Here is a 25,943-nt window from a genome sequence, read left to right on the forward strand (position 1 = left end):
ATGACAGATCTTCCCTCCAGCGTGCGCTGGCAGCTGTGGATAGTGGCCTTCGGCTTTTTTATGCAGGCGCTGGATACCACTATCGTTAACACCGCCCTCCCCTCCATGGCGCAGAGCCTCGGGGAGAGCCCGCTGCATATGCATATGGTTATCGTCTCCTATGTGCTGACGGTGGCGGTGATGCTGCCCGCCAGCGGCTGGCTGGCGGATCGGGTCGGGGTGCGGAATATCTTTTTTAGCGCCATCGTGCTGTTTACCGCCGGCTCCCTGTTCTGCGCGCAGGCCGCCACGCTCGATCAGCTGATACTCGCCCGCGTGCTGCAGGGCGTCGGCGGCGCGATGATGGTGCCGGTTGGCCGCCTGACGGTGATGAAAATCGTCCCGCGCAGTCAATACATGGCGGCGATGACCTTCGTCACCCTGCCCGGCCAGGTGGGTCCGCTGCTCGGCCCGGCGCTCGGCGGGATGCTGGTGGAGTACGCCTCCTGGCACTGGATCTTCCTGATCAACATTCCGGTCGGCATCGTCGGCGCCATCGCCACGCTGTGCCTGATGCCCAACTACACCCTGCAAACCCGGCGCTTTGATATCTTCGGCTTTATTCTGCTGGCCGCCGGCATGGCGACGCTGACCCTGGCGCTCGACGGTAAAAAAGGGCTCGGGCTCTCCCCCCTGTGGCTGACGGCGCTGGTGGCCATCGGCGCGGCGTCAATGCTGTGCTATCTGTGGCACGCGCGCGGCAACCGCAACGCGCTGTTTAGCCTGAAACTGTTTACCAACCGCACCTTTTCTCTCGGCCTTGGCGGCAGCTTCGCCGGGCGTATCGGCAGCGGCATGCTGCCGTTTATGACGCCGGTGTTTTTACAGATCGGCCTCGGCTTTACGCCGTTCCACGCCGGGCTGATGATGATCCCGATGGTGCTCGGCAGCATGGGGATGAAGCGCATTGTGGTCCAGGTGGTCAACCGCTTCGGCTATCGCCGGGTACTGGTGACCTCGACGATTGGCCTCGCGCTGGTCAGCCTGCTGTTTATGGCCGTTGCGCTCGCGGGCTGGTACTGGCTGCTGCCGGTGGTGCTGTTCCTGCAGGGGATGATTAACTCCAGCCGCTTTTCTTCAATGAATACGCTGACCCTGAAAGATCTGCCCGACGATCTGGCCAGCAGCGGCAACAGCTTGCTGTCGATGGTCATGCAGCTGTCGATGAGTATCGGCGTCACTATCGCCGGGATGCTGCTCGGTCTCTACGGCCAGCAGCATATCAGCGCCGATGCGGCGATCGCTCATCAGGTCTTTCTCTATACCTACTTAAGCATGGCGGTGATTATCGCGCTGCCGGCGCTGCTTTTTTCCCGCGTACCGGACGACACCACGACCAATACCGTGATTCGTCGCCGTAAAAGGAGTGAGTCTTGAAGTTCTGGCGTCCCGGCATTACCGGCAAGCTGTTTATCGCGATCCTCGCCACCTGCATCGTGCTGCTGATCAGTATGCACTGGGCGGTGCGTATCAGCTTTGAACGCGGCTTTATTGACTATATCAAGCGCGGCAACGAACAGCGCCTGACCATGCTCGGCGATGCCCTGAGCGAGCAGTATGCCCAGCACGGCAGCTGGACGTTCCTGCGCAACAACGACCGCTTTATTTTCCAGCTGCTGAAAACCTTTGAACGCGACAACGATGACCGCTCGCCGCCGGGCCGCGGTATGGGCCACGGTCCGATGGATGAGCCGCACGGTGGCCCCGGCCCGGAAGAGATGCCGCCGGACGCCGCGCCGGACCGGCCGCTCGACGGTCCACGCGGCGATCGTGGCGACCGCGGTCCCGGCCCCGATATGCCTCCGCACGGCTGGCGCACGATGTTCTGGGTGGTCGATCAAAAAGGACGCGTACTGGTGGGCCCGCGCGAACGCGTGCCGAAGGACGGTACCCGGCGCAGTATTATGGTCGACGGCGTTGAGGTTGGCGCGGTCATCGCCTCGCCGGTTGAACGCCTGACGCGCAACACCGATATCAACTTTGACCGCCAGCAGAAACGTACCAGCTGGCTGATTGTCGCCCTCGCCACGCTGCTGGCGGCGCTGGCCACCTTCCCGCTGGCGCGCGGCCTGCTCGCGCCGGTTAAACGCCTGGTTGAGGGGACGCACCGTCTGGCGGCCGGCGATTTCTCCACCCGCGTCGCCGCCACCAGCAGCGATGAGCTGGGGCGTCTGGCCAAAGATTTTAACCAGCTGGCCAGCACTCTGGAACGCAACCAGCAGATGCGCCGGGACCTGATGGCCGATATTTCCCACGAGCTGCGCACGCCGCTGGCGGTGCTGCGCGGCGAGCTGGAGGCGATTCAGGATGGGATCCGCAAATTTACCCCGGACTCCATCGCCTCCCTGCAGGCGGAAGTCGCCACCCTCACCAAACTGGTCGATGACTTACACCAGCTGTCGATGTCCGATGAAGGCGCCCTCTCCTACCAGAAAACCTCGGTGGATATCATCAATCTGCTGGAGGTCGCCGCCGGCGCGTTTCGCGAGCGCTTCGCCAGCCGCGGGCTGTCGATCGGCGTTTCGCTGCCGGAAAGCGCAACGATTTTCGGCGACCGGGATCGCCTGATGCAGCTGTTTAATAACCTGCTGGAAAACAGCCTGCGCTATACCGATAGCGGCGGCGGCCTGCAGATTAGCGCCAGCCAGAGCGGGGATGGGCTGGTTCTCGAGTTTGCCGATAGCGCCCCCGGCGTCACCGATGAACAGCTGGAGCGGTTGGTTGAGCGTTTTTATCGTACTGAGGGGTCGCGCAATCGTGCCAGCGGCGGCTCTGGTTTAGGGCTGGCGATTTGCCTTAACATTGTCGCGGCCCACGGCGGTACTTTGCGTGCCGGCCATTCGCCTTTGGGCGGGGTTAGCATTAAAGTAGAACTACCTCTGGAACGTAATTTATCGAGAGACGTATGACTGAATTACCTGTTGATGAAAACACGCCACGCATTCTTATCGTGGAAGATGAGCCCAAGCTGGGTCAGCTGCTGATCGATTATCTTCAGGCGGCGGGCTATGCGCCGACGCTGATTAATCACGGCGATCGGGTTCTCCCGTACGTTCGCCAGACGCCGCCGCATCTGATCCTGCTGGATCTGATGCTGCCCGGCACCGACGGCCTGACCCTGTGTCGGGAAATCCGCCGTTTCTCTGAGGTACCGGTGGTTATGGTCACCGCCAAAATCGAGGAGATCGACCGCCTGCTGGGGTTAGAAATCGGCGCCGATGACTATATCTGTAAGCCCTACAGCCCGCGTGAGGTGGTGGCCCGCGTGAAGACCATTCTTCGCCGCTGCAAACCGCAGCGCGATCTGCAGGCGCTGGATGCGGAAAGCCCGCTGATTGTCGACGAAGGTCGTTTTCAGGCTTCCTGGCGCGACAAGCTGCTGGACCTCACGCCCGCCGAGTTCCGCCTGCTGAAAACCCTCTCCCAGGAACCGGGTAAAGTCTTCTCGCGCGAACAGCTGCTGAATCACCTGTACGATGATTACCGCGTGGTGACCGACCGAACGATCGATAGCCATATCAAAAACCTGCGGCGTAAGCTGGAGTCGCTGGACGCCGAGCAGTCGTTTATCCGCGCCGTTTACGGCGTAGGGTACCGCTGGGAAGCCGACGCCTGCCGGCTGGCATAGTTAGCCCCTGCCCGACTTTTCCCCGGTTCGCGCTGCGCTTAGCCGGGCTACAGGCTCACCGCCGTCTGCGGGCCGGGTAGCCCGGACAGGCGCGTCAAGCGCCGCCTCCGGGGAAAAAGCAGCGGCTGAAACCGGCAGATAGCGGCCGCTTGATGCATACCCGGAACTGATTTGCCGTCCGCTTATCGCCAAAGATACCCGACTGATATTTACTCCCCTCCCCCACGGCGCTACAATGCCCGCCCTTAATGTGGGGGCACTCCCCAACTCGCCGTACCGGGTGCGGCGAATCTGACCTGTCATCAGAACGAGAAAATCATGTTTAAACCGGAACTCCTTTCCCCGGCGGGAACGCTGAAAAATATGCGTTACGCTTTCGCTTATGGCGCAGATGCCGTTTACGCAGGCCAACCGCGCTACTCCCTGCGCGTGCGTAATAACGAATTCAATCACGAAAATCTGCAGCTCGGCATCAACGAAGCCCACGCGCTGGGTAAAAAATTCTATGTGGTGGTCAACATTGCCCCGCATAACGCCAAGCTGAAAACGTTTATTCGCGATCTGAAGCCGGTGGTGGAAATGGGACCGGACGCGCTGATCATGTCCGACCCGGGGTTGATCATGCTGGTGCGCGAAAATTTCCCGCATATGGATATTCACCTGTCGGTACAGGCCAACGCCGTCAACTGGGCGACGGTCAAGTTCTGGCAGCAAATGGGGCTCACCCGCGCTATTCTCTCCCGCGAGCTGTCGCTGGATGAAATCGCCGAAATTCGCAGCCAGGTGCCGGAAATGGAGATCGAAATTTTCGTTCACGGCGCGCTGTGCATGGCCTACTCCGGCCGCTGCCTGCTCTCTGGCTATATCAACAAACGCGACCCAAACCAGGGGACCTGCACCAACGCCTGCCGCTGGGAGTATAACGTGCAGGAAGGTAAAGAAGACGACGTCGGTAATATCGTGCATAAGCACGAACCGATCCCGGTGCAGAACGTCGAGCCGACGCTGGGCATCGGCGCGCCGACTGACCAGGTGTTTATGATTGAAGAGGCCAAACGTCCGGGCGAATACATGACCGCTTTCGAAGACGAACACGGCACCTACATCATGAACTCGAAGGATCTGCGCGCGATTGCCCACGTTGAGCGCCTGACCCAGATGGGCGTCCACTCGCTGAAAATCGAAGGCCGCACCAAATCACATTACTATTGCGCCCGTACCGCTCAGGTCTACCGCAAGGCCATTGACGATGCTGCCGCTGGCAAACCGTTCGATACCTCCCTGCTGGATACCCTGGAAAACCTCGCGCACCGTGGCTATACCGAAGGCTTCCTGCGTCGCCATACGCACGATGACTACCAGAACTACGAGCACGGCTACTCCGTTTCCGAACGCCAGCAGTTTGTCGGCGAATTTACCGGCGAGCGCAACGGCCAGCTGGCAGCGGTGGCGGTGAAAAACAAATTTTCCGTCGGCGACAGCCTTGAGCTGATGACCCCGCAGGGCAACGTTAACTTTACCCTCGAGCATATGGAAAATGGCAAAGGTGAACGCATGCCGGTGGCGCCGGGCGATGGCCACACAGTATGGTTGCCTGTTCCGGAAGATATGGCGCTGCAGTATGCGCTGCTGATGCGTAATTTTACTGGTCAGACGACCAGAAATCCGCACAGTAACTAGTTAATTTGGGTTATTTTTTCACGATGTAAAGATATTAGAAACGGATCACATACCGGTTCGTTCAAAGCAGATATCATCCATTTCGCTGAAAAACATAACCCATAAATGCTAGCTGTACCAGGAACCACCTCCTTAGCCTGCGTAATCTCCCTTACGCGGGCTTATTTTTTTATCTCTCTCCCGGCCTTCCCTTTCCGCATGCGGTACACTTTATGCATCATTGAGCAACAAAGGTCCCCTGATAATGTCCACGTTTCCAGCCAGCTTACTGATTCTGAATGGTAAAGGCGCCAATGAACCGTCCCTGCGAGAGGCGGTTAAACTGTTACGCGACGAAGGTATCGATATTCACGTCCGCGTCACCTGGGAAAAGGGCGATGCCGTTCGGTTTATCGATGAAGCCCTGACGCTGAATGTCGAAACGGTGATTGCCGGCGGCGGCGATGGCACCATCAATGAGGTGGCGACGGCGCTGGTGGAGCGCGACGGCAATCTGGCGCTGGGGATTTTACCGCTGGGCACGGCGAACGACTTCGCCACCAGCGTCGGCATCCCCCAGGATCTGGCCAGCGCCCTGAAGCTGGCCATCGTTGGCCGCGATGTGGCGATAGATGTTGCACGGGTTAACGATAAGACCGGTTTTATTAATATGGCCACCGGCGGTTTCGGCACCCGAATCACGACCGAAACCCCGGAGAAGCTCAAGGCCGCGCTGGGCGGCGTCTCTTATTTAATCCACGGCCTGATGCGCATGGATACGCTTAAGCCGGACCGCTGCGAAATCCGCGGCGAGAACTTTCACTGGCATGGCGACGCGCTAGTCATCGGCATCGGCAACGGGCGCCAGGCCGGCGGCGGCCAGCAGCTGTGCCCGGAAGCGTTAATCAACGACGGCCTGCTGCATCTGCGCATTTTCACCGGCGAAGAGCTAATCCCCGCGCTGTTCAGCACCCTGGCCAATCCGGAAACCTCGCCGAATATTATCGACGGCGTCTCATCGTGGTTCGAGATCACCGCACCCCACGAGATGACGTTTAATCTCGATGGTGAACCGCTAACCGGCAAAACCTTCCGTATGGAGCTGTTACCGGCCGCGCTTCGCTGCCGACTGCCGCCGGACTGCCCGCTGCTACGTTAATCAGGTTTCGCAAAGCAAAGACGGCGCCCGGCTGGTATACAGCAGCCGGGTACGTTCGTTGAGCCGCTGGATGTTAAGGTAAAACGGTACCTGCGGCTGGAGGAAAAACGCTGGCAGGATACGCTTTACATGCTCCTCCTGCTCGGTCTCGCCGATGCTGGCTGAGACGGTTTCCGAACGCAGGAAGTAGTGCTGGCCGTCGCGGGTAAAGCTAAACCAGATGTTCTGATTAATGGTAAACGCAGCGCCCTGCGGCGGCGTAATTTCCCCCCGGACCATCGCCAGCCCGCGACTGCTATCAAATACGTAGCGTAAGGAAATATCGCCCTGGTAGCCTGCGTTAATTAGCCGCATCTCGCCGCTGCACTGGAAATGATTGCGCTGCCAGTATTGCCAGGATTTGATCATTATTCCGCTAAGCACCCCGATAAATACGATAGCGATTAACCATTTAATTTCACGCGGGCGCATTGGCTACCTCCTTAATGTAATATTTGGTGAGGCATTGATTATCACGCCATTGACTAAATGGCTGACGGCAGCGAATCACCGACACCCGCGCTTGCCCGGGATAAAGCGTCAAATAAATCCACGAGTATTCTTCACATTCAAATTTGCTGCGCTTGATAAAATTGACATGACGAACGTGATCAACCACATCATTATTGGCAAAAAAATGACATTGTTGCGAAAATTTAGCAATTATGGGCGAATAAGTTTGCAAATAAGAGTCGAATTCTGTTTGCCACGCAACAAAACCGCCGACCAGACAGCTCAGCAGCGCCGCAAGCCCCCATAACAGAGAGCATCGCGGCCTTAACCGCTTTTTTTCAGGCACACTCGCAGCCGCGACCTCCTCGTGCACGGGCCCATCCAGGGGCACCTGTGGCTCCGGTGCCTTCTCCATCTCGCACGGCTGGGACTCCGTCACCGATATTGTCGCATCCAGCCTGACGCCAACCCTCGGCAGCGTAATAATAATATCGCCCTCCATGCCCAGCTCTTTAAATGCCCGGCGCAGCAGAGAAATATTCTGGTAGAAACCGTTGCTGGTTACCTGGGAGCCATGCTTTATCCACACTTCCTCGAAAAAGGTTTCGCGGGCAACGGTTTTGCCATCCTGCTGAATAAGCAGCAATAAACAACGGCTGGCCGGCATATTTAATGAAACCGTTTTCGTCTCGTCAGCAATGAGTATTAGAGCACCACGTTGAGGAATAAATGTAATTATTCCATTAATCGTATATGTTTTTTCCATCCTGTTCCCTGAGAATAGTAATCAAGTGGATAAGCGGCATGGGTACCCTACTCTAAATACGGTAATCCTTTATGACGCAGCTGATAACTTAAGATTATTCGCAGGCGAGTTTACTCTATTACTCAGCGGATCTGGAGGCGTAATACGCAGTTTTTCCTTGCAATTAACAAGGTTTAAATGAATTTACAGCATGGAATATTTTGAGATTTGAAGAAAATCTGGTTATTTATTTCAAAATGAATAATAAACACAAGTTATGATTCCATATATTTTCATTCATACAACAGATACTTTCATTTTAGATCTAAACACCACTTTTACATTAATAGACGATATTTATAACTATTAATACATATCATTTCAAAGTTTTATCCAAAAACAGGGCGCATTGTCCGCGAGACAATGCGCCATATCGCTTAGTATGCCGCCACCTCGCGCGCCATTTCGCGCGTATATTGCCGGCTGGCGTTAACCAGCATCTGCGTATAGGCCGTTTGCGCCTCGCCGTTGACCAGCGCATCGACCGTCAGGGTTTCAAGGATTTTCCCGTACTGCATTACCGCCACCTTCTGGCATAAATGGGCAATGACGCCCAAATCGTGGGTCACCATCAGGTAAGTGAGTTTAGCCTCCTGCTGCAATTCTGCCAGCAGGTTGAGGATCTCGGCCTGCACCGACACATCCAGCGCCGACGTCGGCTCATCCAGCAGCAGCACCTGCGGCTCAAGGATCAGCGCTCTGGCAATCGCCACGCGCTGCCGCTGGCCACCGGAAAGCTGATGCGGATAGCGTTCGCGAAACGCACGATTGAGGCCCACTTTGTCCAGCAGCGCATGAATCCGCCGGTCGCGATCGTGAATGCGATGAATCTGCAGCGGCTCTTCAAGGATATCGCCAATAGTGTGACGGGGATGCAGCGATCCGTACGGGTCCTGAAATACCATCTGCACCTGACGGCAGCGCTCGCGGCTAATCTCATGCCCTAAGCGCTGCCCGTCAATAGTTAACTCCCCCTGCCAGTGGGTAAACAGCCCCGCCAGGCACTTCAGCACCGTGGTTTTGCCGGAGCCGGACTCCCCCACCAGACCGTAGATCTCGCCGGGCTTAACGTGGAAATTAACGTCGTACAGCACCTGGTTACGCTTCTCCCCTTCGCCAAACGCGAGGTTGAGACGTTGAACTTCAATCATCATCCACTCCTTATTCCGTTAACCAGCTGGCCTGGCGCTGCAGCACCGGCAGTATCGGGCGACGATGCTGCATATCCGGCAGCGAGTTAATCAGCCCCTGAGTATAGGGATGACGGGCGTTATCGAGGTCGCAGGCGGCAATAGACTCCACCACCCGTCCGGCGTACATCACCAGCACGCGGTCGCAAAAGCTGCGCACCAGGTTGATGTCGTGGCTAATAAAAATCAGCCCCAGCCCGCGCGACTGAACCAGATCATCCAGCAGGCCCAGCACCTGCAGGCGCACCGACACGTCCAGCGCGGAGGTCGGCTCATCGGCAATGATCAATTCCGGGTCGGTAATCAGCATCATGGCGATCATGATGCGCTGCCCCTGTCCGCCGGATATTTCATGTGGATAAAGCTGATAAACGCGCTCCGGCTGGCGAATACGCACCACCTCCAGCATCTCCAGCGCCTTTGCCTTCGCCTCATCTTTGCGTCCCGGATGATGGGTCAGCCAGGCCTCGGCGATTTGCTTACCGACGCAGACCACCGGATTAAGCGAATATTTCGGGTCCTGCATAATCATGGAGATACGTTTGCCGCGCACGCCACGCATCTGCGCTTCAGTAAGATGCAGCAGATCGAGGTTGGCAAACTGCATCCGGCTGGCGCTGACGCGGGCCTTTTTCGGATGCAGCTGCAGCAGGGCGCGCCCAACGGTGGATTTACCTGAACCGGACTCGCCGACAATGGCCAGCTTTTCGCGCCCCAGCTGGAAGGAGACGCCGCGCACGGCATGGGTCACCGCGCTGCCGTTAACAAAGTCGACGCACAGATCGCGCACGTCGAGCAGCGGAGCATTATTCGCTGCGGGGATCGAGGATGTCACGTAGGCCATCTCCTAAGAAGTTAAACGCTAAGCTGTTGATCAGAATCGCCAGCCCCGGAATCGTAACCACCCACCAGCACTCCATCATGTAAGTGCGCCCGCTGGAGATCATCGCCCCCCACTCCGGCTCCGGCGGCTGCGCGCCGAGCCCGAGAAAGCCCAGACCGGCCGCGGTCAGAATGATCCCGGCCATATTCATGGTGATACGGATAATGACCGAGGGCAGACACAGCGGCACGATATGGCGCCAGAGGACGCGGGCCGATGATGCGCCCTGCAGACGTACGGCGGAGATAAAATCGGCCTGGCGCAGAGAGAGCGTTTCGGCGCGCGCCAGGCGGGCTATCGGCGGCCAGGCGGTGAGCGTGATGGCGATAACCACGTGCTCCAGCCCCGGACCTAAGGCGGCGACAAACGCCAGCGCCAGGACCAGACTCGGGAAGGAGATGAAAATATCGGTGACGCGCATCAGCACCATATCGACCTTACCGCCAAAATAGCCGGCGCAAACGCCGAGCAGCAGCCCGAGCGGACCGACGGTCACCGAGACCAGCAGCACGATATAGAGCGTGATGCGCGAGCCGTACACCAGGCGGCTAAATATATCCCGGCCAAACTCATCGGTGCCGAACCAGTGCTGCGCGTTCGGCGCGACCAGCGCGCTGTTCAGGTCCTGCACCAGCGGGTTATACGGCGCAATCAGCGGCGCGAAAATCGCCACCACCAGCAGCAGAAAGATAATTCCGCCGCCGATGGCCGTTAGCGGGTTGCGCGCCATTTTGCCGATAAACCCGACGGCCCGCGCCGCCGCGCGTTGCAGCCGCTGACGGCCTTCGCCCGTGCCGCCCGAAAGCGGCGAATCCAGAGAAACGGTCATGATTTTGTCCTCGGGTCAAAGAATTGATACAGCATGTCGGAGAGCAGGTTGAGCATCACGAAGATCGCCCCCACCAGCAGCACGCAGCCCATTACCGCATTCATATCGCCCAGCAGCAGGCTACCGGTGAGGTAGGAGCCGAAACCCGGCCACGAGAAGACGGTTTCAATCAGCACCGCGCCTTCCAGCAGCGCGCCGTAGGCCAGCGCCACCACCGTCAGCAGCTGTACGAGGATATTGCGAAACGCATGGTTCCAGATGACCTGACGCTCGGTCAGCCCCTTCACCCGCGCGGTAATAATGAACTCCTGCGACAGCTGGGCCAGCATAAAGCTGCGGGTCATGCGGCTGATGTAGGCCAGCGAGTGAAAGCCGAGCAGCGAGGCGGGCAGAATCAGGTGATTAATGGCGTTCCAGAAGACCTGGCCGTTGCCCGCCAGCAGCGCATCAACGGTCATCAGGCCGGTGCGGCGCGGCACCACACCATCCAGCCCGAGATCTACCCTCCCGGCGCCACCCACCCAGCCGAGCCAGGCATAGAACACCAGCAGTCCCATCATCCCGACCCAGAAGATCGGCGTCGAGTAGCCCGCCAGGCTGATAATGCGCACGACATAATCGGCGACGCTATTGCGCCGCGCCGCCGCCAGCACGCCCAGCGGAATACCGAGGCCCGCGCCGACGAGAATCGCCATCGTCGCCAGCTCCATGGTGGCCGGGAAGACGCGGATAATGTCGTCCACCACCGGTTTCCCGGTCAGCAGCGCGTTGCCCAGATCGCCGTGCAGCAGGTTGACGAAATAGATGCCAAACTGGGTGGTCAGCGATTTATCAAACCCCAGCTGATGGTAAACCTGCTGGTAGGTACTCTGGTCAGCATCCGGGCCGACAATCGCCAGCACCGGGTCGATGGGCATGACGCGGCCAATGGTAAAGGTCAGCAGCAGCAGGCCGAACAGCGTAATCACCACCTGCAGCAGCCGTTTTGATAAGCGCCGGCCGCGTGAGCCGGGCGCAAGGATTGCGATACTCATCCTTTTTCTCCTTCGCGGACTTTATCGACGTCACGCAGAAAAGTGGTGGCAGAGGGGTGCGGCTGATACTGCCGCACCTCGTTACGCACCACCACGGAATCGACCATCTGCGAAAGCGGAATAAGGGCCGGGACCAGCTGGTCGTAGCGCGTCTGGATGGCCTGGTAGTCGGCCACCTGTTTTTGCGGATCGCGTTCCAGCAGGGCGCGGTCAATCATCGCGTTGAGCTGCGGGTCGTAAAAGCCGGTGCGCCAGCCCTGGAAGTTGGTCAGGCGCGCCTCATCGCTGTTATCCGGGTTATAGACCAGCGCGCGCAGGCTGGAGTGCGGGTGCGGCTCCATTCCGCTGCCGCCGCGTCCTACCAGCAGGTCAAATTTACGCTCGCGCATCGCGCCGTAGATCTGGTTACCGGTGCCGGTGATAATTTTGGCGTTAATCCCCGCCTGCATCAGCGTCGACTGCACGGCGATTGCAATGTTCAGGAACGGCTGATCCGAGAGGACCCGCAACGTGGTATCAAAGCCGTTGGGATAGCCTGCTTCCGCCAGCAGCTTTTTCGCCCGCGCCACGTCCAGCTTATAGCCCGGGTCGGGCAGCGTTGACGGCATGCCCGCCTTAATCGGCCGCTGGTGCAGCACCCCGTAGCCCGGCATCAGCGCTTTATTGATGCCCTGGTAGTCAATCAGATAGCGCACCGCTTCACGCACTTTCGGATGGGCGAAGTGCGCCTCTTTCATGCTCATCGCCACGTAGTACATGGTGCCGCGCTGCACCGCGTCGACGGTCAGCTGGGGGTCGCTGCGCAGGGCGTTGATGTCGGAAACCGCCATATTGTTGGCAATATCGAGGTCGCCTTTTTCGATCATCAGGCGCAGGGTTTGCGACTCCTGGAAATGGCGCAGCACCACGCGGCTCATTTTCGCCTCGCCGCGCCAGTAGTCAGGATTGCGCTTCATGCGCAGCACATCTTTCGCCTGCCAGGTTTCCAGCGTGAACGGCCCGGAGCCGGCTTCATGGGTGGTCAGCCAGCGGTTACCCCAGTCGTTATCCTGCTGGTGGCTTTGCACCGTTTTGCTGTCGAGCACTCCGAGGTTGCCCAGCGCCGCCAGCGAGTAGATCACCAGCTGCGGGTCGTTATCTTTGGGCAACACGATCTGCACCGTGAAGCTGTCCGGCGCGCTGACCTGGCCGTCGATGTTTTTCTGACTGAAGCCGTAGGATTTCCATACCGAGGCCTGCGCCAGGTTGAGGTGCAGGATGCGCCGCATCGACCACACCACGTCGGCGGCGGTCAGCGGATTGCCGGAGTGAAATTTCACGTCGTCGCGCAGATGAAAGGTCAGGGTTTTGCCGTCGGGGCTGATATCCCAGGATTTCGCCAGCGCGGGCTTAACGTTGGTGAGCTGCTCAGGGTCAAGCTCCACCAGCGAGTCGTAGAGGTTGACCACGATCCCCACCACTTCATTACCGGTCATCGCCGCCGGGTCCAGGGTGAGCAGGTTATTCATATTCATACCGATGATGAGCTGGTCGGGCGGCGTTTTCGCCATCGCCGCCCCGCTCCCCATCGACACGGCGAGCGCGAGCAAGCACGCTGCCAGTCGGGAGGTTTTTTTCATATCTCTGTTTGCCTGTACTGTAGGGTACATGTTGCCGGATGACGGCATTTTCGCCTTATCCGGTCTACCGGGCCGCAGACCCGATAAGCGCAGCGCCATCGGGCATTTATTTTTTTGAATCAGTCGTGGCTAACGGTATTGGCTTCGATATACGCAAAATTAATGTCTTCGCCGAGGCCCGGACGTTGTGACAGATGCACAAAGCCCTGGTCATCCATGGGGTCGACAAGGCTGTTGAGATAAGCCGCCGGTTCATCGTAGTCGAGGAACGGATGCAGCAGGCCGCGCTCGTACCAGCGGCAGTTGCGGATCGCCCCGACCACCGCCAGGCTTGCCGCGCCGTTGCCGTGGACTTCGCAATCCATGCCGAAAGATTCCGCCAGCGCCGCGACCTTCATGGTCGGGGTAATACCGCCCACGCCGTTAGCGCCGGCGCGCAGAATGTCGCAGGCTCCGGCTTTCACCCATTCGGCGCGCATGCGGTGCTTGCCGCCGAAGCTCTCCGGCCCGACGATGGGGATCGACAGGTTTTCCGCCAGCCACGCGTAGGAGGACATCGAATCCTCCTCCATCGGCTCCTCAAACCAGGCGAAGTTGAGTTTTTCCAGCTCTTTGCCGATCCACAGCGCCTCGGCGCGGCTGTACCAGTGATAGCCGTCAATCATCAGGTCAATATCCGGCCCCACCGCTTCGCGCACCGCCGCGCAGGCTTTAATGTCCATTTTGGGATTGGGCGCAAAAGAGATTGGCGGCATCCAGGTGTGCAGCTTGATGGCCTTGTAGCCGCGGGCGACCAGCTTTTCGGCAAAGGCGGCATACTCCTCCGGGGTCGACAGACCGCCCGGCAGATCGTCGCCGCACATCGTGCTGCCGTAGGCCGGGACGATGTCGCGATAGCCGCCGAGCAGCTTGTAAACCGGCATCTTAAGGCTGCGGCCTATCAGGTCCCACAGCGCCTGTTCAATAAACGACAGCGCGCGCTCGGTCAGCTGGTGAGCGCTGCCGCGCTGCCAGTGGTTAAGATCCTGCCAGATACGCTCGCGGTTAAACGGGTCCTGCCCCACCAGCACCTTGCGGAAAAAGGTATTCACCACGAACGGGCGCACCACTTCCGGAGGCGCAAACGAAAAGCCCTGCGCGCCATCATCGGCGGTGATGGTCAGCATCGCCATTTTGGCCATGCTTTCAGCCCCCGGATGGGAGTGCCCGGCGCTGTCGGAAACCCGACGCGTGGGATACTGGAAAACGGTGACATTTACAGATTCAATTTTCATGCTCGGTCCTTATCACGGCCAAATCCGATCGATAGAAGCAAATCGGCAAAGTGGTTTCACATTATTGAAAATACGTTTCAATATCTAATCTAAGCACAATTACGCAGCAGTGCCTCGGACAAACACCGCTAAGCAAGGCAATAAATTTGGGCATTGGCACAACAAGGCGTGACTGTTTTCACAAAAGATAAGCGAAATGTGAGGCGGATCGGCATGGTGAAAAAGGGGGGCGTGAGCGCAGAAAAGAGAGTAACCGACCGTGTACATCCCGGGATTTTCTGCGCTCACGAAAGGGTGAGTTATTCGACCGCCTCCGCCTCGGCGGTGAGGGCTTCCAGCAGTTCAGGCAGCGCCCGATAGCGGCCAGCGGCGCCCTGAAAACGCGCGTGCTGGCTATCTTCGGCAATCACTATCGTGGCAATCCCCGCCGCCCGGGCGGCGCTAAAGCCGTTGAAGCTGTCTTCGATCACCAGGCACCGGCTGGCGTCGAGATTCAGCTTATCCAACGTCGTCAGATACACCGCCGGATGCGGCTTGCCCTGCGCTTCATCGTCCGCGCTGCAAATCACATCAAAATAGTGCCAGAGCGAGAGCTTGTTCAGCACGGCGGCGATAACCTGCCGGGACGAGGAGGTGGCGAGGGCAATTTTATAACCGGCATGGCGAAAATAGCGTAACGCCTCATGCACGCCGCGCATCGGCTCGCCTTCGGCGGCGATCAGGCCGGTAATACGCTGCAATATCGCGGCCTCAAGCCGCTGCGGGGCAAGCTCAAGCTGGCAATAGCGGCACCAGGTGCGGGCAATATCGTCGAGGCGTTTGCCTTTGGTCAGGGTTTCGCACTCCTCGACGCTCGCCGTTGCCCCCCACTGCGCGAGGGCGTCGATTTGCGCCTGCCGCCACAGGGCTTCGGAATCAATAATTACGCCATCCATGTCAAAAATCACTGCCTGAATACTCATCATCCACCTCATTAAGGCCGGCATGCCTGGCATGCCGGCCGCATCACCTTAAGAGAACTCCACCTGCTCGCTGGCCGGCGCTTCCTTGTGGGAAAAACCCGGCTGCTCGACGCGAATAAATGCACAGAGGAAAAAAGCCGCCACGTACAGCGCGGTATAGGCGATCACCACCCCGATGGTGCTGAAGAACGGTAGCAAAATCACCGCAATGGCCGGCGCGAGAAAGTTCGACATCCCCGCCGACAGGTTATATACCGAAATGGCCGCGCCTTTGTGCTTCGGCTCCAGCGCCGGGAAAACCGCCGCCAGCGGTACGAACGCGGCGACAAAGATCCCCAGAGCGATAGCCGGAAGCAGCGCCATCGCGAAGTTATGTCCGAAGTGCTGCGGAATGTAATAAAACGCCAGGCTGGAGAGCGCCATGCCGATGCAGCCGAACCAGCGCACCACCTTCATCCAGCCCAGTTTTTCGCCCAGAATGCCCCACAGCACGTTCGAAAATATGGTGGTGAAGAAGAAGACCGCCCACACCTGCAGCCATTCCGAGGTGGTAAAGCCCAGCTCATCGACGAACATCATCGGCATAATCACCGCAAAGCCGAACAGCGACAGGGTGTTGATAATTCGCACCATGCTCGACAGCAGAATATTGCGGTTGGTATAGAGCAGCGTCGCCGCGCGGCCCAGTTCGGCAAACTTCTCGCGGGTGGTCAGGTTCTGCATATGGTGCGGCGTTTTAATATGGCGCAGGGAAGCCAGCGCAATGATGCCGCCGGTGACGCAGAAAGCCAGCGCCAGCCACAATGTCCCCAGCTCGCCGATATGCGGGATGGTAAAGCTCGGAATATAGCTGCCGAACACGCCGATGCCGATCGAGTAAACCGCCCAGAACCAGCCGATCGCCGAGCTGGCGTTATCGCTTTTCACGTTGTGGACAATGGCGACGATAAACGAGTAAAGGAACAGCGGATACGCGAAGCCGCGGATGCCGTAGAAAACCAGGATCAGGGCATAGTTCGCGTGACCGAGGCCGAAAACGAGGAACAGCACGTGGAACACGCACCACAGCACGAAGCCAATCATCATGGTCTTCAGCGGCGTGATGATTTCCGCCACCACGCCGGAGATCCACGCCGACAGCGCGGCGGCCAGGCCGTAGAGGGTAAAGGCGAACGATGCCTGCGCCGGGGAGAACCCGAGCTCTTTGATGTAGTGCGACAGGAATGCCAGTTCAAAACCGTCGCCGGTCATAAATACGGCAATGGCGATGTATCCCCAGAGCAGGTTCAGGGGTAAACCGAGCCACTGTTTATTATTGATGGACATAATGACCTCGTTTTTAGGGTACAGGAGGCCGCTCCGGTCAGTTCACCGGAGCGGTTATGGTGATAAAAATTAATGCTGCCGATAGTTCAGATCGTTTAAATACAGGGCCTTAAACTGCGCATAGCGCCGCATCAGGGTTTGATGGCGTACCGGGTCCGCGCGCCAGGTCTGCCAGATCTCCGGTTTTTCACAGACTTCGGTAATCGGTTTGCCCGCCGCCAGGCAGGCCAGCCGCGCCGCGCCCAGCGCGCCGCCGGTCTCACCGCCTTTGTGGGTCACCACCGGCATATCGAGGATATCGGCCAACAGCTGCGCCCAGAACGGGCTGCGGGCGCCGCCGCCAACCAGCGAACATTGTTCGATCTGCGTACCGCTCTCTTTCAGTACCTGCAGACCGTCGCTGATGCCGAAGCTCACCCCTTCCAGCACCGCGTAGCCGAGCTGGGCGCGCAGGCTGGAGTGGGTCATACCCCAGAACATGCCGCGCGCGTCAGGATCGTTGTGCGGCGTACGTTCGCCGGAGAGATAGGGTAAGAAGAACGGCGCGTGGGACTTCTCCTCTTCGCTAAGTTCGGCAATCTCCTCCAGCAGCGCCACTTCCGTAGTGCCGGTCAGGCGGCAGAACCACTGCAAACAGCTGGCGGCGCTGAGCATCACGCTCATCTGATGCCACAGATTCGGCAGCACGTGACAAAACGCATGGACCGCCGACTGCGGAGCCGGACGATAGGCGTCGGTCACCACAAACAGCACCCCGGAGGTGCCAAGCGAAATGAACGCATCCCCGGGCGAAACCGCGCCGACGCCTATGGCGCTGACCGCGTTATCGCCGCCGCCTCCGGCTACCGCTACCGAGGCGTTCAGCCCCCAGCGTTCGGCCACCTGCGGGTCAAGGGTGGCGGAAACCTCACAGCCTTCGACCAGGGTCGGCATCTGGCTGCGCGCCAGGCCGCATTTATCCAGCAGAGCGTCGGACCAGTCGCGCTTCGCCACGTCCAGCCACAGCGTCCCGGCGGCGTCGGACATATCGGAGACTTTTTTACCGGTCATCCGGTAGCGCAGATAATCCTTCGGCAGCAGCACCGTGGCGGTGCGCTGAAAGTTTTCCGGCTCATGGCGACGCACCCACAGCAGCTTCGGCGCGGTAAAGCCGGGCATCGCCAGGTTTCCCGCCACCTGATGCAGCTCCGGCGCCCTCTTCTCCAGCTCCGCGCACTCCGCGGCGCAGCGGGTGTCGTTCCACAGGATTGCCGGGCGGATCGCCTCCCCCTCGGCATCCAGCAGAACCGCGCCGTGCATCTGCCCGGAAAGGCCAATGGCCTTAATGGCCGGCCAGTGCTGGGCGCATTTTTCCCGCAGCGTGGTCATCAGATACTCCGTCGCCTCCCACCATGACTGCGGCGACTGTTCTGACCAGTGCGGATGGGGCCGCTGAATGCTCAGCGGCGCGCTATGGCTGGCGATAACCTCATTGTTCTCATCAATGACCAGCGCTTTGACTTCCGATGTGCCGAGATCGATACCCAGATACATAGTCACCTCTTAGTTAATCAGCGTATAAACGGCCGCCACTTTTTCGCGCATCAGCGCGAGGAAATCGGCGTTTTCGGCCAGTTCGCCAAACAGCGCTTTATCGCGGGCGTACAGGGCCAGCGGATCGTTGGCTTCAAACATCTGATGTACCCCCTCGGCGTCGAGGATGCCGTCCTGGTACTCATACGGCAGAGTGCCCTTGTGCCACTGCTCCATAAAGACGAAGAACAGCGCGGGCAGCATAGCGGTGGCTTGCGGGCGAACGCCGCGCTGGTAGCACTCCTGCAGGGTTGGGGCGATCATCGCCGGAATTTTCGAGAAGCCATCGGCGGCGACGCGCTGGTTGGTGTCCTGGATATATGGGTTGGTAAAGCGTTTGAGCACCACGTCGCGATAGGCCGGCAGGTCAATGCCGTTATTGCCGAGGCATGGGATCACATCTTCCGTAACGTAGCGGTCGGCAATGGCGTAGATGAAATCCGTTAGCGTGCTTTCATGAATGTACTGCTGGCCAATTAACGTTCCCGCCCACGCAATGCAGCTGTGCGACGAGTTCAGAATGCGAATTTTCGCCTCTTCGTAAGGAATCACCGACGCCACCATCTCAACCCCGACCGCTTCCAGGTTCGGGCGTTCATCGCGGAAATTGTTTTCCACCACCCACTGGATAAAGGTCTCGCCCATCACCGGCGCTTTATCGTCAATGCCGGTCTGCGCTTTGATGCGCGCGGGCAGGTCCGCCGCCGGGCGCGGGGTGATGCGGTCGACCATGGTGTTCGGACAGGTGGTGTTGGCGGCCATCCAGTCAATCACCGCCTGCTTGCCGGTTAGCTGCAGGAACTCAACCATACCGTCGTGGAAGCGTTCGCCGTTATGGCGCACGTTATCGCAGTTCAGCAGAGTCAGCGGCCCGGCGTTGTCCGCCATACGCTTTTCCAGAATCCGCGCGATAGTGCCGTAAATCGTTTTGCACTCCCCTGCCAGATCGGCCTGTAAATCGGGATTGCTGGTTTCCAGCTTATGGCGGGTATTCAGGTAGTAGCCACCTTCCGTCACGGTGAAGGCGATGACTTTGGTCTGCGGGTTTGCCCCTTCGTTAATCAGCGGCTGCAGCCCGGCCTGCCACGGCAGCAGTTTCTGAATGGAGGTGATCTCTTCATATTCACGTTCACCTTCCGGGCTGACGGTTTCCAGCACATAGCGCCCGCCCTGCGCCGCCAGCGCCTGAACCACCTGTTCGGCGTCGTTGCGGATATTCCCCGCCGCGATGTGCCAGCGTTTATCTCCGGAAGCGATCAGACGATGCAGATACCACGCCTGATGCGCGCGATGAAAAGAACCCAGACCAATGTGAAGCCATGTGAATTGATTGTTCATGTTCCGCTCTCCTTGAGTTGATGGCCTCACTGTAAATGATCAATTGACCAAAATAAGAGCCACGGATCACAAAAGAACAATTACCCAATAAAATTACAAATGACCAGAAAAGAGCAAAAGCTTGCCAGTTTTCCCGACCACGGCGAGAATGCGGGTATTCGCCGGGCGAAATTATCGCCGCGGCCCGACACTTAGGGCAGGAAAGCATGAGCAAAGAAGATGATATCCGGCTGGATCAAAAGGTCCGCGCCGCGTGGATGTACTACATCGCCGGGCAGAATCAGAGCGAGATCGCCAGCCAGCTTGGCACGTCGCGGCCGGTGGTACAGCGGCTGATCGCCGCCGCGAAAGAAGAAGGGATTGTGTCGATTAGCCTGCACCACCCGGTGGCGAACTGCCTCGACTATGCGCAGCTGCTGCAGGAGAAGTACCGGCTTATCGAGTGCAATATCGTGCCCGCCTTTAACGAAGAAAGCACCCTGGATAGCGTCTCCTTCGGCTGCTATCAGCTGATGGCCCGCTATCTGCAGGATGATAAAGAGAAAATCATCGGCCTGGGTTCCGGCCTGACCCTGAAAAAAGCGCTGCAGCGCATCGACTTCGACAGTCTGAACACCCGCTGCGTCGCCCTGATCAGCGCCATGGACGCCGACGGACAGTGCAACTATTACGATGACGTCCCGCTGCTGCTGACCAGCAAAATTAAGGCCAAGTACTATCAGTGGCCCGCGCCGCGCTACGCGCAGACCCAGGAGGAGTACGACATGTGGTGTACCAGCCGGCTGTTTCGCAGCGTTTCCGCCGTCGCCCGCCGGGCGGACGTTATTTTTGTCGGCATTGGGCCATTAGGTACCCAAAGCCCCATCTTCAAAGATGGCTTTATCAATCAGGCGCAGATGGATGAGCTGACCGCACGCGGCGGCATCGGCGAGATCATGGGACGCTTTATCGATGCCGAAGGCGGCGTGGTGGAGAGCGAAATCAACAGAATGATCACCAGCTACGATATCCGCCAGAACCAGTGCCCGCGCATCGCGGTGGCGTGCGGCGAGTACAAACGTCCGGCGATTCTGGCGGCGCTTAAAGGCGGCTGGATCAACGGCCTGGTGACCGACGAGCACACCGCCCGCTGGCTGCTGACGCGCTAACGGCGGCAGCCGGATCAGCGGCTGCTCATCAACAGCGGCGGGATTTCAATCCGCTGCTGCCCGGCCTCGCCGGCGTCAATAATCGTGAACACCGCTTCCAGCATCGCCGGCACGTCCTGCTGCACCATGTCGATATCGTGCCCCAGCAGATAGACGAACGGGTCCCAGTCAAAGCAGCCCATCGGCGGCTGGGCGCTGCCGGTAAGTCCCGCCTGCGACAGCCAACGCACCACCCCTTCCAGCGATATTGTCGAGTTGACAAATAGCCCCGGCAATGGGGTCTTCGCGGTAGCAAACCGCTCCTGCAGGCAGGCCTCAACTTTGCCTTTTGAATAGCCGGGCGCCAGGATATTTTCCTGCGGCACGACCAGCCCCTGCTCCCGATGCGCATCGTGGAAGCCGCGTAAACGCTCGCGGGTGTTATGGTCGCTGCTGCGCCCACCGATAAAGGTCAGCGGCGCCAGCGCTCCCCGACGGCGAGCGCTGTTGGCGAGGATTTTGTGGGTCAGCGCCTTCGCGCCGCCGTAGTTATCCGATATCACCGACGGGGCGACAGAGCCCGGCAGGTCGAGATTGACCGTGGGCACGCCTGCCTGCTGGCACAGGGCGGTAATTTTGTCCGGATTGGTTGCCCCGGTGGCCACCACCCAGTCAACCTGCCAGGAGAGCATCGCTTTTACCGCTTCGATCTCCAGCTCTGGCCTCCGGCGCGTACAGGTGATAATCGGCAGCAGGCCGCGCTCGCGGGCCATCTCCTCAAAGCGCTCCGCCACCGAACCGAAATAGCGGTTATCGTATTTGGGGATAATCATACCGATGACGCGCGATTTTTTGCTGCGCAGCATGCTGGCCTGGCGGTTAATCGCATAGCCCTGCTCCTCGGCAATCCGCGTCACCTTTTCGGCAAGCTTCGCGCTGATGCGGCGCTTTTTCCAGTTGCCGTTGAGGATAGCGCTCACCGCGCTCGCCGAAACGCCGGACAGTTCCGCCAGGTCGTAAATCGTGATTTTCTTCATTTTCCCAACTTGCGTCACAAAATCATTTCGCTGTTAATTTCCCCACTTGCTCAATCGATGAAGCTAGCGCAACATGAGCTTCATCGATTGAGCTTCCATTTTACTTCCCGAAGTATTAACGCATTCAGCGTGAATACGCCAGCGGACATCAAAAAAATGACGCTCATATTCAATACCTTAACAAGTTTTCGTCTCCAGCGTCGAACGCGATGCCCTCGCGTTCGATAGTTCCAACCAGACTCTGTAAAGGATTATAAAATGAACCACTCTGTCTCCTCTATGAATACTTCCCTTAGCGGTAAAGTCGCCGCCATTACCGGCGCGGCGTCCGGTATCGGCCTCGAATGCGCCAGGACCCTGCTGGGCGCTGGCGCAAAAGTGGTGCTTATCGACCGTGAAGGCGAGAAGCTCAACAAACTTGTCGCCGAACTCGGCGAAAACGCCTTCGCCCTGCAGGTTGACCTGATGCAGGCGGATCAGGTCGATAATATTCTGCAGGGTATTTTGCAGCTCACCGGGCGTCTCGATATTTTCCACGCCAACGCCGGAGCGTACATCGGCGGGCCGGTGGCCGAGGGCGATCCGGACGTCTGGGACCGCGTACTACACCTCAATACCAACGCCGCCTTCCGCTGCGTGCGTAGCGTCCTGCCGCATCTTATCGCGCAAAAGTCCGGGGACATTATCTTCACCAGCTCTATCGCGGGGGTGGTGCCGGTGATCTGGGAGCCTATCTATACCGCGTCGAAATTTGCCGTCCAGGCGTTTGTTCATACTACCCGCCGCCAGGTTTCGCAGTACGGCGTGCGCGTCGGCGCCGTGCTGCCGGGCCCGGTGGTCACCGCCCTGCTGGACGACTGGCCGAAAGCCAAAATGGACGAAGCTCTGGCCAACGGCAGCCTGATGCAGCCGATTGAGGTGGCCGAGTCGGTGCTGTTTATGGTGACGCGCTCGAAAAACGTCACCGTGCGCGACATTGTGATCCTGCCGAACAGCGTGGATCTCTGACCGTTCAACCAGACTGTGTGAGAGGATGTTATGCAAAGCGATACGCAACATATTATTGGCGTCGATGTCGGTTCGGGCAGCGTTCGCGCCGGGGTGTTCAATCTGCGGGGCGAGCTTCTCGCCCACGCGACCCGGGAAATTACCCTGTTCCGCAGCGCCGGAAGCGTGGTCGAACAGTCGAGCCGCGAGATCTGGCAGGCGGTGTGCTACTGCATTAAAACGGCGGTGGCCAGCGCCGGGGTCGCGCCGTCATCGATTGCCGGGATCGGCTTCGATGCCACCTGCTCGCTGGTGGTGATTGGCGATAACGACGCCCCGCTGGCGGTTGGGCCTTCGGAAGATGCGGAGCGCAACATTATCGTCTGGATGGATCACCGCGCCACCGGGCAGGCGGAAAAGATCAACGCCACGGGCCACGCGGTGCTGCAGTACGTCGGCGGTAAAATCTCGCCGGAGATGGAAACGCCGAAAATTCTCTGGCTGAAGGAGAACCGCCCGCACATTTATCAGCAGGCGCGCCACTTCTTCGACCTCGCCGATTATCTCACCTGGCGCTCGACCGGCGATTTAGCCCGCTCGGTCTGTACCGTGACCTGTAAATGGACCTACCTGGCGCATGAACAACGCTGGGATGCCAGCTACTTCCGCCAGATTGGCCTCGAAGAGCTGGCGGATGAAGATTTTGTCCGCATCGGCCAGCGGATTGTCGATCCGGGAACCCCCTGCGGCGACGGCCTTTGCGCCACGGCGGCAGAGGAGATGGGCCTGCCGGTCGGTACTCCGGTGGCGGTCGGGATGATCGATGCCCACGCGGGCGGTATCGGCACCGTCGGCGTGCTTAACGGCGCGGTCAACAATATGGCCTACGTCTTCGGCACCTCCTCCTGCACCATGACCACCACGCAGGAAGCGGTGTTCGTGCCCGGCGTCTGGGGGCCATATTACTCGGCGATGGTGCCGGGGTTCTGGCTGAGCGAAGGCGGGCAGAGCGCGGCCGGAGCGGCCATCGACCAGCTGTTGAGCTTCCATCCCGCCGCCGCCGAGGCTAAGGCGCTGGCCAGAGCGCGCGGCGTCCCGCTGCCGGTTTATCTTGCCGATAGCGTGCTGGCGAAAGTGGAGCGTCCTTCTGCCGCGGTCAAACTCGCCGCCGGGCTGCACGTGGTGCCTGAATTTTTAGGTAATCGGGCGCCGCTGGCCGACCCGCACGCGAAAGCGATTATCGCCGGGTTGGGGATGGAGCGGGATCTGGACAACCTGATGGCGCTCTACGTCGCCGGATTGTGCGGCATCGGCTACGGCCTGCGGCAGATTATTGACGCCCAGAAGGCGTGCGGCATCCACAGCGAGCATATCGTCATCAGCGGCGGAGCCGGGCAGCATCCGCTGGTGCGCCAGCTGCTGGCGGACGCCTGCGGAGTGAGCGTGGTGAGTACCGAATCCAGCGAACCGGTGCTGTTAGGTTCGGCGATTCTCGGCGCGGTGGCCGGCCAGATCGCCCCGTCCCTGCCGGAAGCGATGAAGCAGTTTACCCGGGTGGATAAAACCTACCGCTGCGTTGCCCAGTATAGCGCCGATCATCAGCGGCGCTATGAAGCGTATAAAACGCTACAGCACACGGCGCGGCTGATTCGCGAGTAAGCAAGATCCCGGGCTGCGGCGTAAACGCCCTACCCGGGCTACCAGACCGCACGAAACCGTAGCCCGGCCAGGCGTAGCGCCGCCACACGAATGCTTAAGCGATGGTGACTTTGCCGTCCAGATAGACATCCTGCACGGCATTGATCAGCTTCACGCCGTCGGCCATCGATTTTTTAAACGCCTTACGGCCCAGAATCAGCCCCATGCCGCCCGCGCGCTTATTGATAACCGCGGTGCGCACGGCATCGGAGAGATCGGTTTCCCCGCCCGCGGCGCCGCCGGAGTTAATCAGCCCGGCGCGGCCCATATAGCAATTCGCCAGCTGGTAACGCACCAGATCGATCGGATTATCGCTGGTGAGCTTGCTGTAAACCCGGTCATCGGTATAGCCGAAGTTCACCGCTTTATAGCCGCCGTTATTTTCCGCCATTTTCTGCTTCACGATATCCGCGCCGATGGTCGCCGCCAGATGGTTAGCCTGGCCGGTTAAGTCAGCGGAAACGTGGTAGTCGACGCCATCTTTTTTAAACGCCGAATTACGCAGATAGGCCCACAGCACGGTCACCAGGCCCAGTTCGTGCGCGCGCTCAAACGCAGCGGAGATTTCTTCGATTTGACGACGAGACTGTTCGGAACCGAAATAGATCGTCGCCCCGACCGCCACGGCCCCCATATTGAACGCCTGCTCAACGCTGGCGTACAGCGTCTGATCGTATTCGGTCGGGTAGCTCAGCGTTTCGTTATGGTTCAGCTTGACCAGGAAGGGGATGCGGTGCGCATAGCGGCGCGACACCGAGGCCAGCACGCCATAGGTGGAGGCCACGCAGTTACAACCGGCTTCAATGGCCAGTTCGACGATATTTTTCGGATCAAAGTACAGCGGGTTGGCGGCAAAAGAGGCGCCAGCAGAATGCTCTACGCCCTGGTCGACCGGCAGGATCGACAGATAGCCGGTTCCCGCCAGGCGGCCGGTGTTATACAGGGTTTGCATATTACGCAGCACCGCCGGCGGACGGTTGTTATCAACCATCACCCGATCGACGTAATCCGACCCCGGCAAATAGAGCTGGTCGGCTGGAATCGTCATACAGCGGTGCTGTAAAAGCGTGTCGGCATCTTTGCCAAGCAACTGCGTAATATCAGTCATAGCGATCTCCCGTAAGTGCCGGTCGAAACCGGCATGCATTTTCCCAACCCAATTATTTTGGGCAGCAATAAGTCTGGTATCGAAAGTGGGATTTTTCCATTGCAGAGGGATTTTTAAATGTCATCCGCTGACATCATCCATAACCGGGAAAATGTTATATCGGTCAAAGTTCCACCC

The 25,943-nt window shown here is 59.0% G+C and carries 22 protein-coding genes; 8 read left to right on the top strand and 14 right to left on the bottom strand.

Annotated elements, in window-relative coordinates; genetic code table 11:
• The 5 genes from FQK12_RS02805 (at position 1) to yegS (ending at position 6,485) form a co-directional block, all read left to right on the top strand.
• Positions 1-1,416 carry an MFS transporter gene (locus FQK12_RS02805; RefSeq protein WP_014230099.1) on the top strand — a complete coding sequence of 472 codons (1,416 nt, stop codon included), beginning with the start codon at positions 1-3 and terminating at the stop codon, positions 1,414-1,416.
• Positions 1,413-2,948 carry a two-component system sensor histidine kinase BaeS gene (gene baeS, locus FQK12_RS02810; RefSeq protein ID WP_014230100.1) on the top strand — a complete coding sequence of 512 codons (1,536 nt, stop codon included), beginning with the start codon at positions 1,413-1,415 and terminating at the stop codon, positions 2,946-2,948. The genes FQK12_RS02805 and baeS overlap by 4 nt, the downstream gene beginning before the upstream one ends.
• Entirely contained in the window at positions 2,945-3,667 is a 723-nt protein-coding gene (gene baeR / locus FQK12_RS02815) for a two-component system response regulator BaeR (RefSeq protein WP_014230101.1), read from the top strand. The genes baeS and baeR overlap by 4 nt, the downstream gene beginning before the upstream one ends.
• A gap of 318 nt (positions 3,668-3,985) precedes the next feature.
• Positions 3,986-5,347 (top strand): tRNA 5-hydroxyuridine modification protein YegQ, encoded by a 1,362-nt coding sequence (gene yegQ / locus FQK12_RS02820; RefSeq protein ID WP_014230102.1) that lies wholly within the window; start codon positions 3,986-3,988, stop codon positions 5,345-5,347.
• A 244-nt stretch (positions 5,348-5,591) separates the two neighbouring features.
• On the top strand, positions 5,592-6,485 hold the full coding sequence (gene yegS / locus FQK12_RS02825; protein WP_009654032.1) for a lipid kinase YegS: 894 nt from the start codon (positions 5,592-5,594) through the stop codon (positions 6,483-6,485).
• Here the strand turns inward: yegS and FQK12_RS02830 are convergent, their stop codons facing one another.
• The 12 genes from FQK12_RS02830 to dalD all read right to left on the bottom strand — a co-directional run bounded on the left by FQK12_RS02830 (position 6,486) and on the right by dalD (position 19,809).
• Positions 6,486-6,956 carry a hypothetical protein gene (locus FQK12_RS02830; protein ID WP_014230103.1) on the bottom strand — a complete coding sequence of 157 codons (471 nt, stop codon included), beginning with the start codon at positions 6,954-6,956 and terminating at the stop codon, positions 6,486-6,488. It abuts the gene before it with no gap.
• Positions 6,943-7,743 (bottom strand): transcriptional regulator, encoded by an 801-nt coding sequence (locus tag FQK12_RS02835; protein ID WP_038423091.1) that lies wholly within the window; start codon positions 7,741-7,743, stop codon positions 6,943-6,945. Before FQK12_RS02835 ends, FQK12_RS02830 begins: the two co-directional genes overlap by 14 nt.
• A gap of 416 nt (positions 7,744-8,159) precedes the next feature.
• Entirely contained in the window at positions 8,160-8,933 is a 774-nt protein-coding gene (locus tag FQK12_RS02840) for an ABC transporter ATP-binding protein (protein WP_014230105.1), read from the bottom strand.
• A gap of 10 nt (positions 8,934-8,943) precedes the next feature.
• The gene (locus FQK12_RS02845) at positions 8,944-9,807 is read right to left on the bottom strand and encodes an ABC transporter ATP-binding protein (protein ID WP_014230106.1); all 864 of its coding nucleotides are present in this window, start codon (positions 9,805-9,807) and stop codon (positions 8,944-8,946) included.
• Entirely contained in the window at positions 9,779-10,684 is a 906-nt protein-coding gene (locus tag FQK12_RS02850) for an ABC transporter permease (protein WP_014230107.1), read from the bottom strand. Before FQK12_RS02850 ends, FQK12_RS02845 begins: the two co-directional genes overlap by 29 nt.
• Positions 10,681-11,718 carry an ABC transporter permease gene (locus tag FQK12_RS02855; protein ID WP_014230108.1) on the bottom strand — a complete coding sequence of 346 codons (1,038 nt, stop codon included), beginning with the start codon at positions 11,716-11,718 and terminating at the stop codon, positions 10,681-10,683. Before FQK12_RS02855 ends, FQK12_RS02850 begins: the two co-directional genes overlap by 4 nt.
• Complete coding sequence (locus FQK12_RS02860) at positions 11,715-13,337, bottom strand: ABC transporter substrate-binding protein (protein WP_014230109.1); 1,623 nt, start codon at positions 13,335-13,337, stop codon at positions 11,715-11,717. Before FQK12_RS02860 ends, FQK12_RS02855 begins: the two co-directional genes overlap by 4 nt.
• A gap of 119 nt (positions 13,338-13,456) precedes the next feature.
• A complete protein-coding gene (locus FQK12_RS02865; protein ID WP_014230110.1) occupies positions 13,457-14,611 on the bottom strand; it encodes a mandelate racemase family protein in 1,155 nt (384 codons plus the stop codon).
• A gap of 299 nt (positions 14,612-14,910) precedes the next feature.
• Positions 14,911-15,573 (bottom strand): HAD family hydrolase, encoded by a 663-nt coding sequence (locus FQK12_RS02870; RefSeq protein ID WP_014230111.1) that lies wholly within the window; start codon positions 15,571-15,573, stop codon positions 14,911-14,913.
• Positions 15,574-15,621: 48 nt separating this feature from the next.
• Entirely contained in the window at positions 15,622-16,899 is a 1,278-nt protein-coding gene (gene dalT, locus FQK12_RS02875) for a D-arabinitol transporter (protein ID WP_014230112.1), read from the bottom strand.
• A gap of 69 nt (positions 16,900-16,968) precedes the next feature.
• Positions 16,969-18,432 carry a xylulokinase gene (gene xylB / locus FQK12_RS02880; RefSeq protein WP_014230113.1) on the bottom strand — a complete coding sequence of 488 codons (1,464 nt, stop codon included), beginning with the start codon at positions 18,430-18,432 and terminating at the stop codon, positions 16,969-16,971.
• A 9-nt stretch (positions 18,433-18,441) separates the two neighbouring features.
• On the bottom strand, positions 18,442-19,809 hold the full coding sequence (gene dalD, locus FQK12_RS02885) for a D-arabinitol 4-dehydrogenase (protein WP_014230114.1): 1,368 nt from the start codon (positions 19,807-19,809) through the stop codon (positions 18,442-18,444).
• 206 nt (positions 19,810-20,015) lie between these two features.
• On the opposite strand from dalD, the gene FQK12_RS02890 reads away from it, so the two are divergent.
• On the top strand, positions 20,016-20,957 hold the full coding sequence (locus FQK12_RS02890; protein ID WP_014230115.1) for a sugar-binding transcriptional regulator: 942 nt from the start codon (positions 20,016-20,018) through the stop codon (positions 20,955-20,957).
• 14 nt (positions 20,958-20,971) lie between these two features.
• Here the strand turns inward: FQK12_RS02890 and FQK12_RS02895 are convergent, their stop codons facing one another.
• On the bottom strand, positions 20,972-21,973 hold the full coding sequence (locus FQK12_RS02895; RefSeq protein WP_014230116.1) for a substrate-binding domain-containing protein: 1,002 nt from the start codon (positions 21,971-21,973) through the stop codon (positions 20,972-20,974).
• Between the two features lie 258 nt (positions 21,974-22,231).
• Here FQK12_RS02895 and FQK12_RS02900 point away from each other — a divergent pair, with 258 nt between their 5' ends.
• On the top strand, positions 22,232-22,981 hold the full coding sequence (locus tag FQK12_RS02900) for an SDR family oxidoreductase (RefSeq protein ID WP_004852583.1): 750 nt from the start codon (positions 22,232-22,234) through the stop codon (positions 22,979-22,981).
• 30 nt (positions 22,982-23,011) lie between these two features.
• A complete protein-coding gene (locus FQK12_RS02905) occupies positions 23,012-24,619 on the top strand; it encodes an FGGY-family carbohydrate kinase (protein ID WP_014230118.1) in 1,608 nt (535 codons plus the stop codon).
• Positions 24,620-24,713: 94 nt separating this feature from the next.
• Here FQK12_RS02905 and fbaB read toward each other — a convergent pair whose 3' ends face one another.
• Complete coding sequence (gene fbaB / locus FQK12_RS02910) at positions 24,714-25,766, bottom strand: class I fructose-bisphosphate aldolase (protein WP_004852587.1); 1,053 nt, start codon at positions 25,764-25,766, stop codon at positions 24,714-24,716.
• Between the last annotated feature and the right edge of the window lie 177 nt (positions 25,767-25,943).

Source organism: Klebsiella sp. ME-303 (assembly GCF_007910085.1).
GTDB classification, from domain to species: Bacteria; Pseudomonadota; Gammaproteobacteria; order Enterobacterales; family Enterobacteriaceae; genus Klebsiella; species Klebsiella michiganensis.

Bases quoted from the DNA above. Each gene is read 5' to 3' on its own strand.
- FQK12_RS02805 (WP_014230099.1), top strand. From the start codon at position 1: ATGACAGATCTTCCCTCCAGCGTGCGCTGGCAGCTGTGGATAGTGGCC.
- baeR (WP_014230101.1), top strand. From the start codon at position 2,945: ATGACTGAATTACCTGTTGATGAAAACACGCCACGCATTCTTATCGTG.
- yegQ (WP_014230102.1), top strand. From the start codon at position 3,986: ATGTTTAAACCGGAACTCCTTTCCCCGGCGGGAACGCTGAAAAATATG.
- yegS (WP_009654032.1), top strand. From the start codon at position 5,592: ATGTCCACGTTTCCAGCCAGCTTACTGATTCTGAATGGTAAAGGCGCC.
- FQK12_RS02830 (WP_014230103.1), bottom strand. From the start codon at position 6,956: ATGCGCCCGCGTGAAATTAAATGGTTAATCGCTATCGTATTTATCGGG.
- FQK12_RS02835 (WP_038423091.1), bottom strand. From the start codon at position 7,743: ATGGAAAAAACATATACGATTAATGGAATAATTACATTTATTCCTCAA.
- FQK12_RS02840 (WP_014230105.1), bottom strand. From the start codon at position 8,933: ATGATTGAAGTTCAACGTCTCAACCTCGCGTTTGGCGAAGGGGAGAAG.
- FQK12_RS02850 (WP_014230107.1), bottom strand. From the start codon at position 10,684: ATGACCGTTTCTCTGGATTCGCCGCTTTCGGGCGGCACGGGCGAAGGC.
- FQK12_RS02855 (WP_014230108.1), bottom strand. From the start codon at position 11,718: ATGAGTATCGCAATCCTTGCGCCCGGCTCACGCGGCCGGCGCTTATCA.
- FQK12_RS02860 (WP_014230109.1), bottom strand. From the start codon at position 13,337: ATGAAAAAAACCTCCCGACTGGCAGCGTGCTTGCTCGCGCTCGCCGTG.
- FQK12_RS02865 (WP_014230110.1), bottom strand. From the start codon at position 14,611: ATGAAAATTGAATCTGTAAATGTCACCGTTTTCCAGTATCCCACGCGT.
- FQK12_RS02870 (WP_014230111.1), bottom strand. From the start codon at position 15,573: ATGAGTATTCAGGCAGTGATTTTTGACATGGATGGCGTAATTATTGAT.
- dalT (WP_014230112.1), bottom strand. From the start codon at position 16,899: ATGTCCATCAATAATAAACAGTGGCTCGGTTTACCCCTGAACCTGCTC.
- xylB (WP_014230113.1), bottom strand. From the start codon at position 18,432: ATGTATCTGGGTATCGATCTCGGCACATCGGAAGTCAAAGCGCTGGTC.
- dalD (WP_014230114.1), bottom strand. From the start codon at position 19,809: ATGAACAATCAATTCACATGGCTTCACATTGGTCTGGGTTCTTTTCAT.
- FQK12_RS02890 (WP_014230115.1), top strand. From the start codon at position 20,016: ATGAGCAAAGAAGATGATATCCGGCTGGATCAAAAGGTCCGCGCCGCG.
- FQK12_RS02895 (WP_014230116.1), bottom strand. From the start codon at position 21,973: ATGAAGAAAATCACGATTTACGACCTGGCGGAACTGTCCGGCGTTTCG.
- FQK12_RS02900 (WP_004852583.1), top strand. From the start codon at position 22,232: ATGAACCACTCTGTCTCCTCTATGAATACTTCCCTTAGCGGTAAAGTC.
- FQK12_RS02905 (WP_014230118.1), top strand. From the start codon at position 23,012: ATGCAAAGCGATACGCAACATATTATTGGCGTCGATGTCGGTTCGGGC.
- fbaB (WP_004852587.1), bottom strand. From the start codon at position 25,766: ATGACTGATATTACGCAGTTGCTTGGCAAAGATGCCGACACGCTTTTA.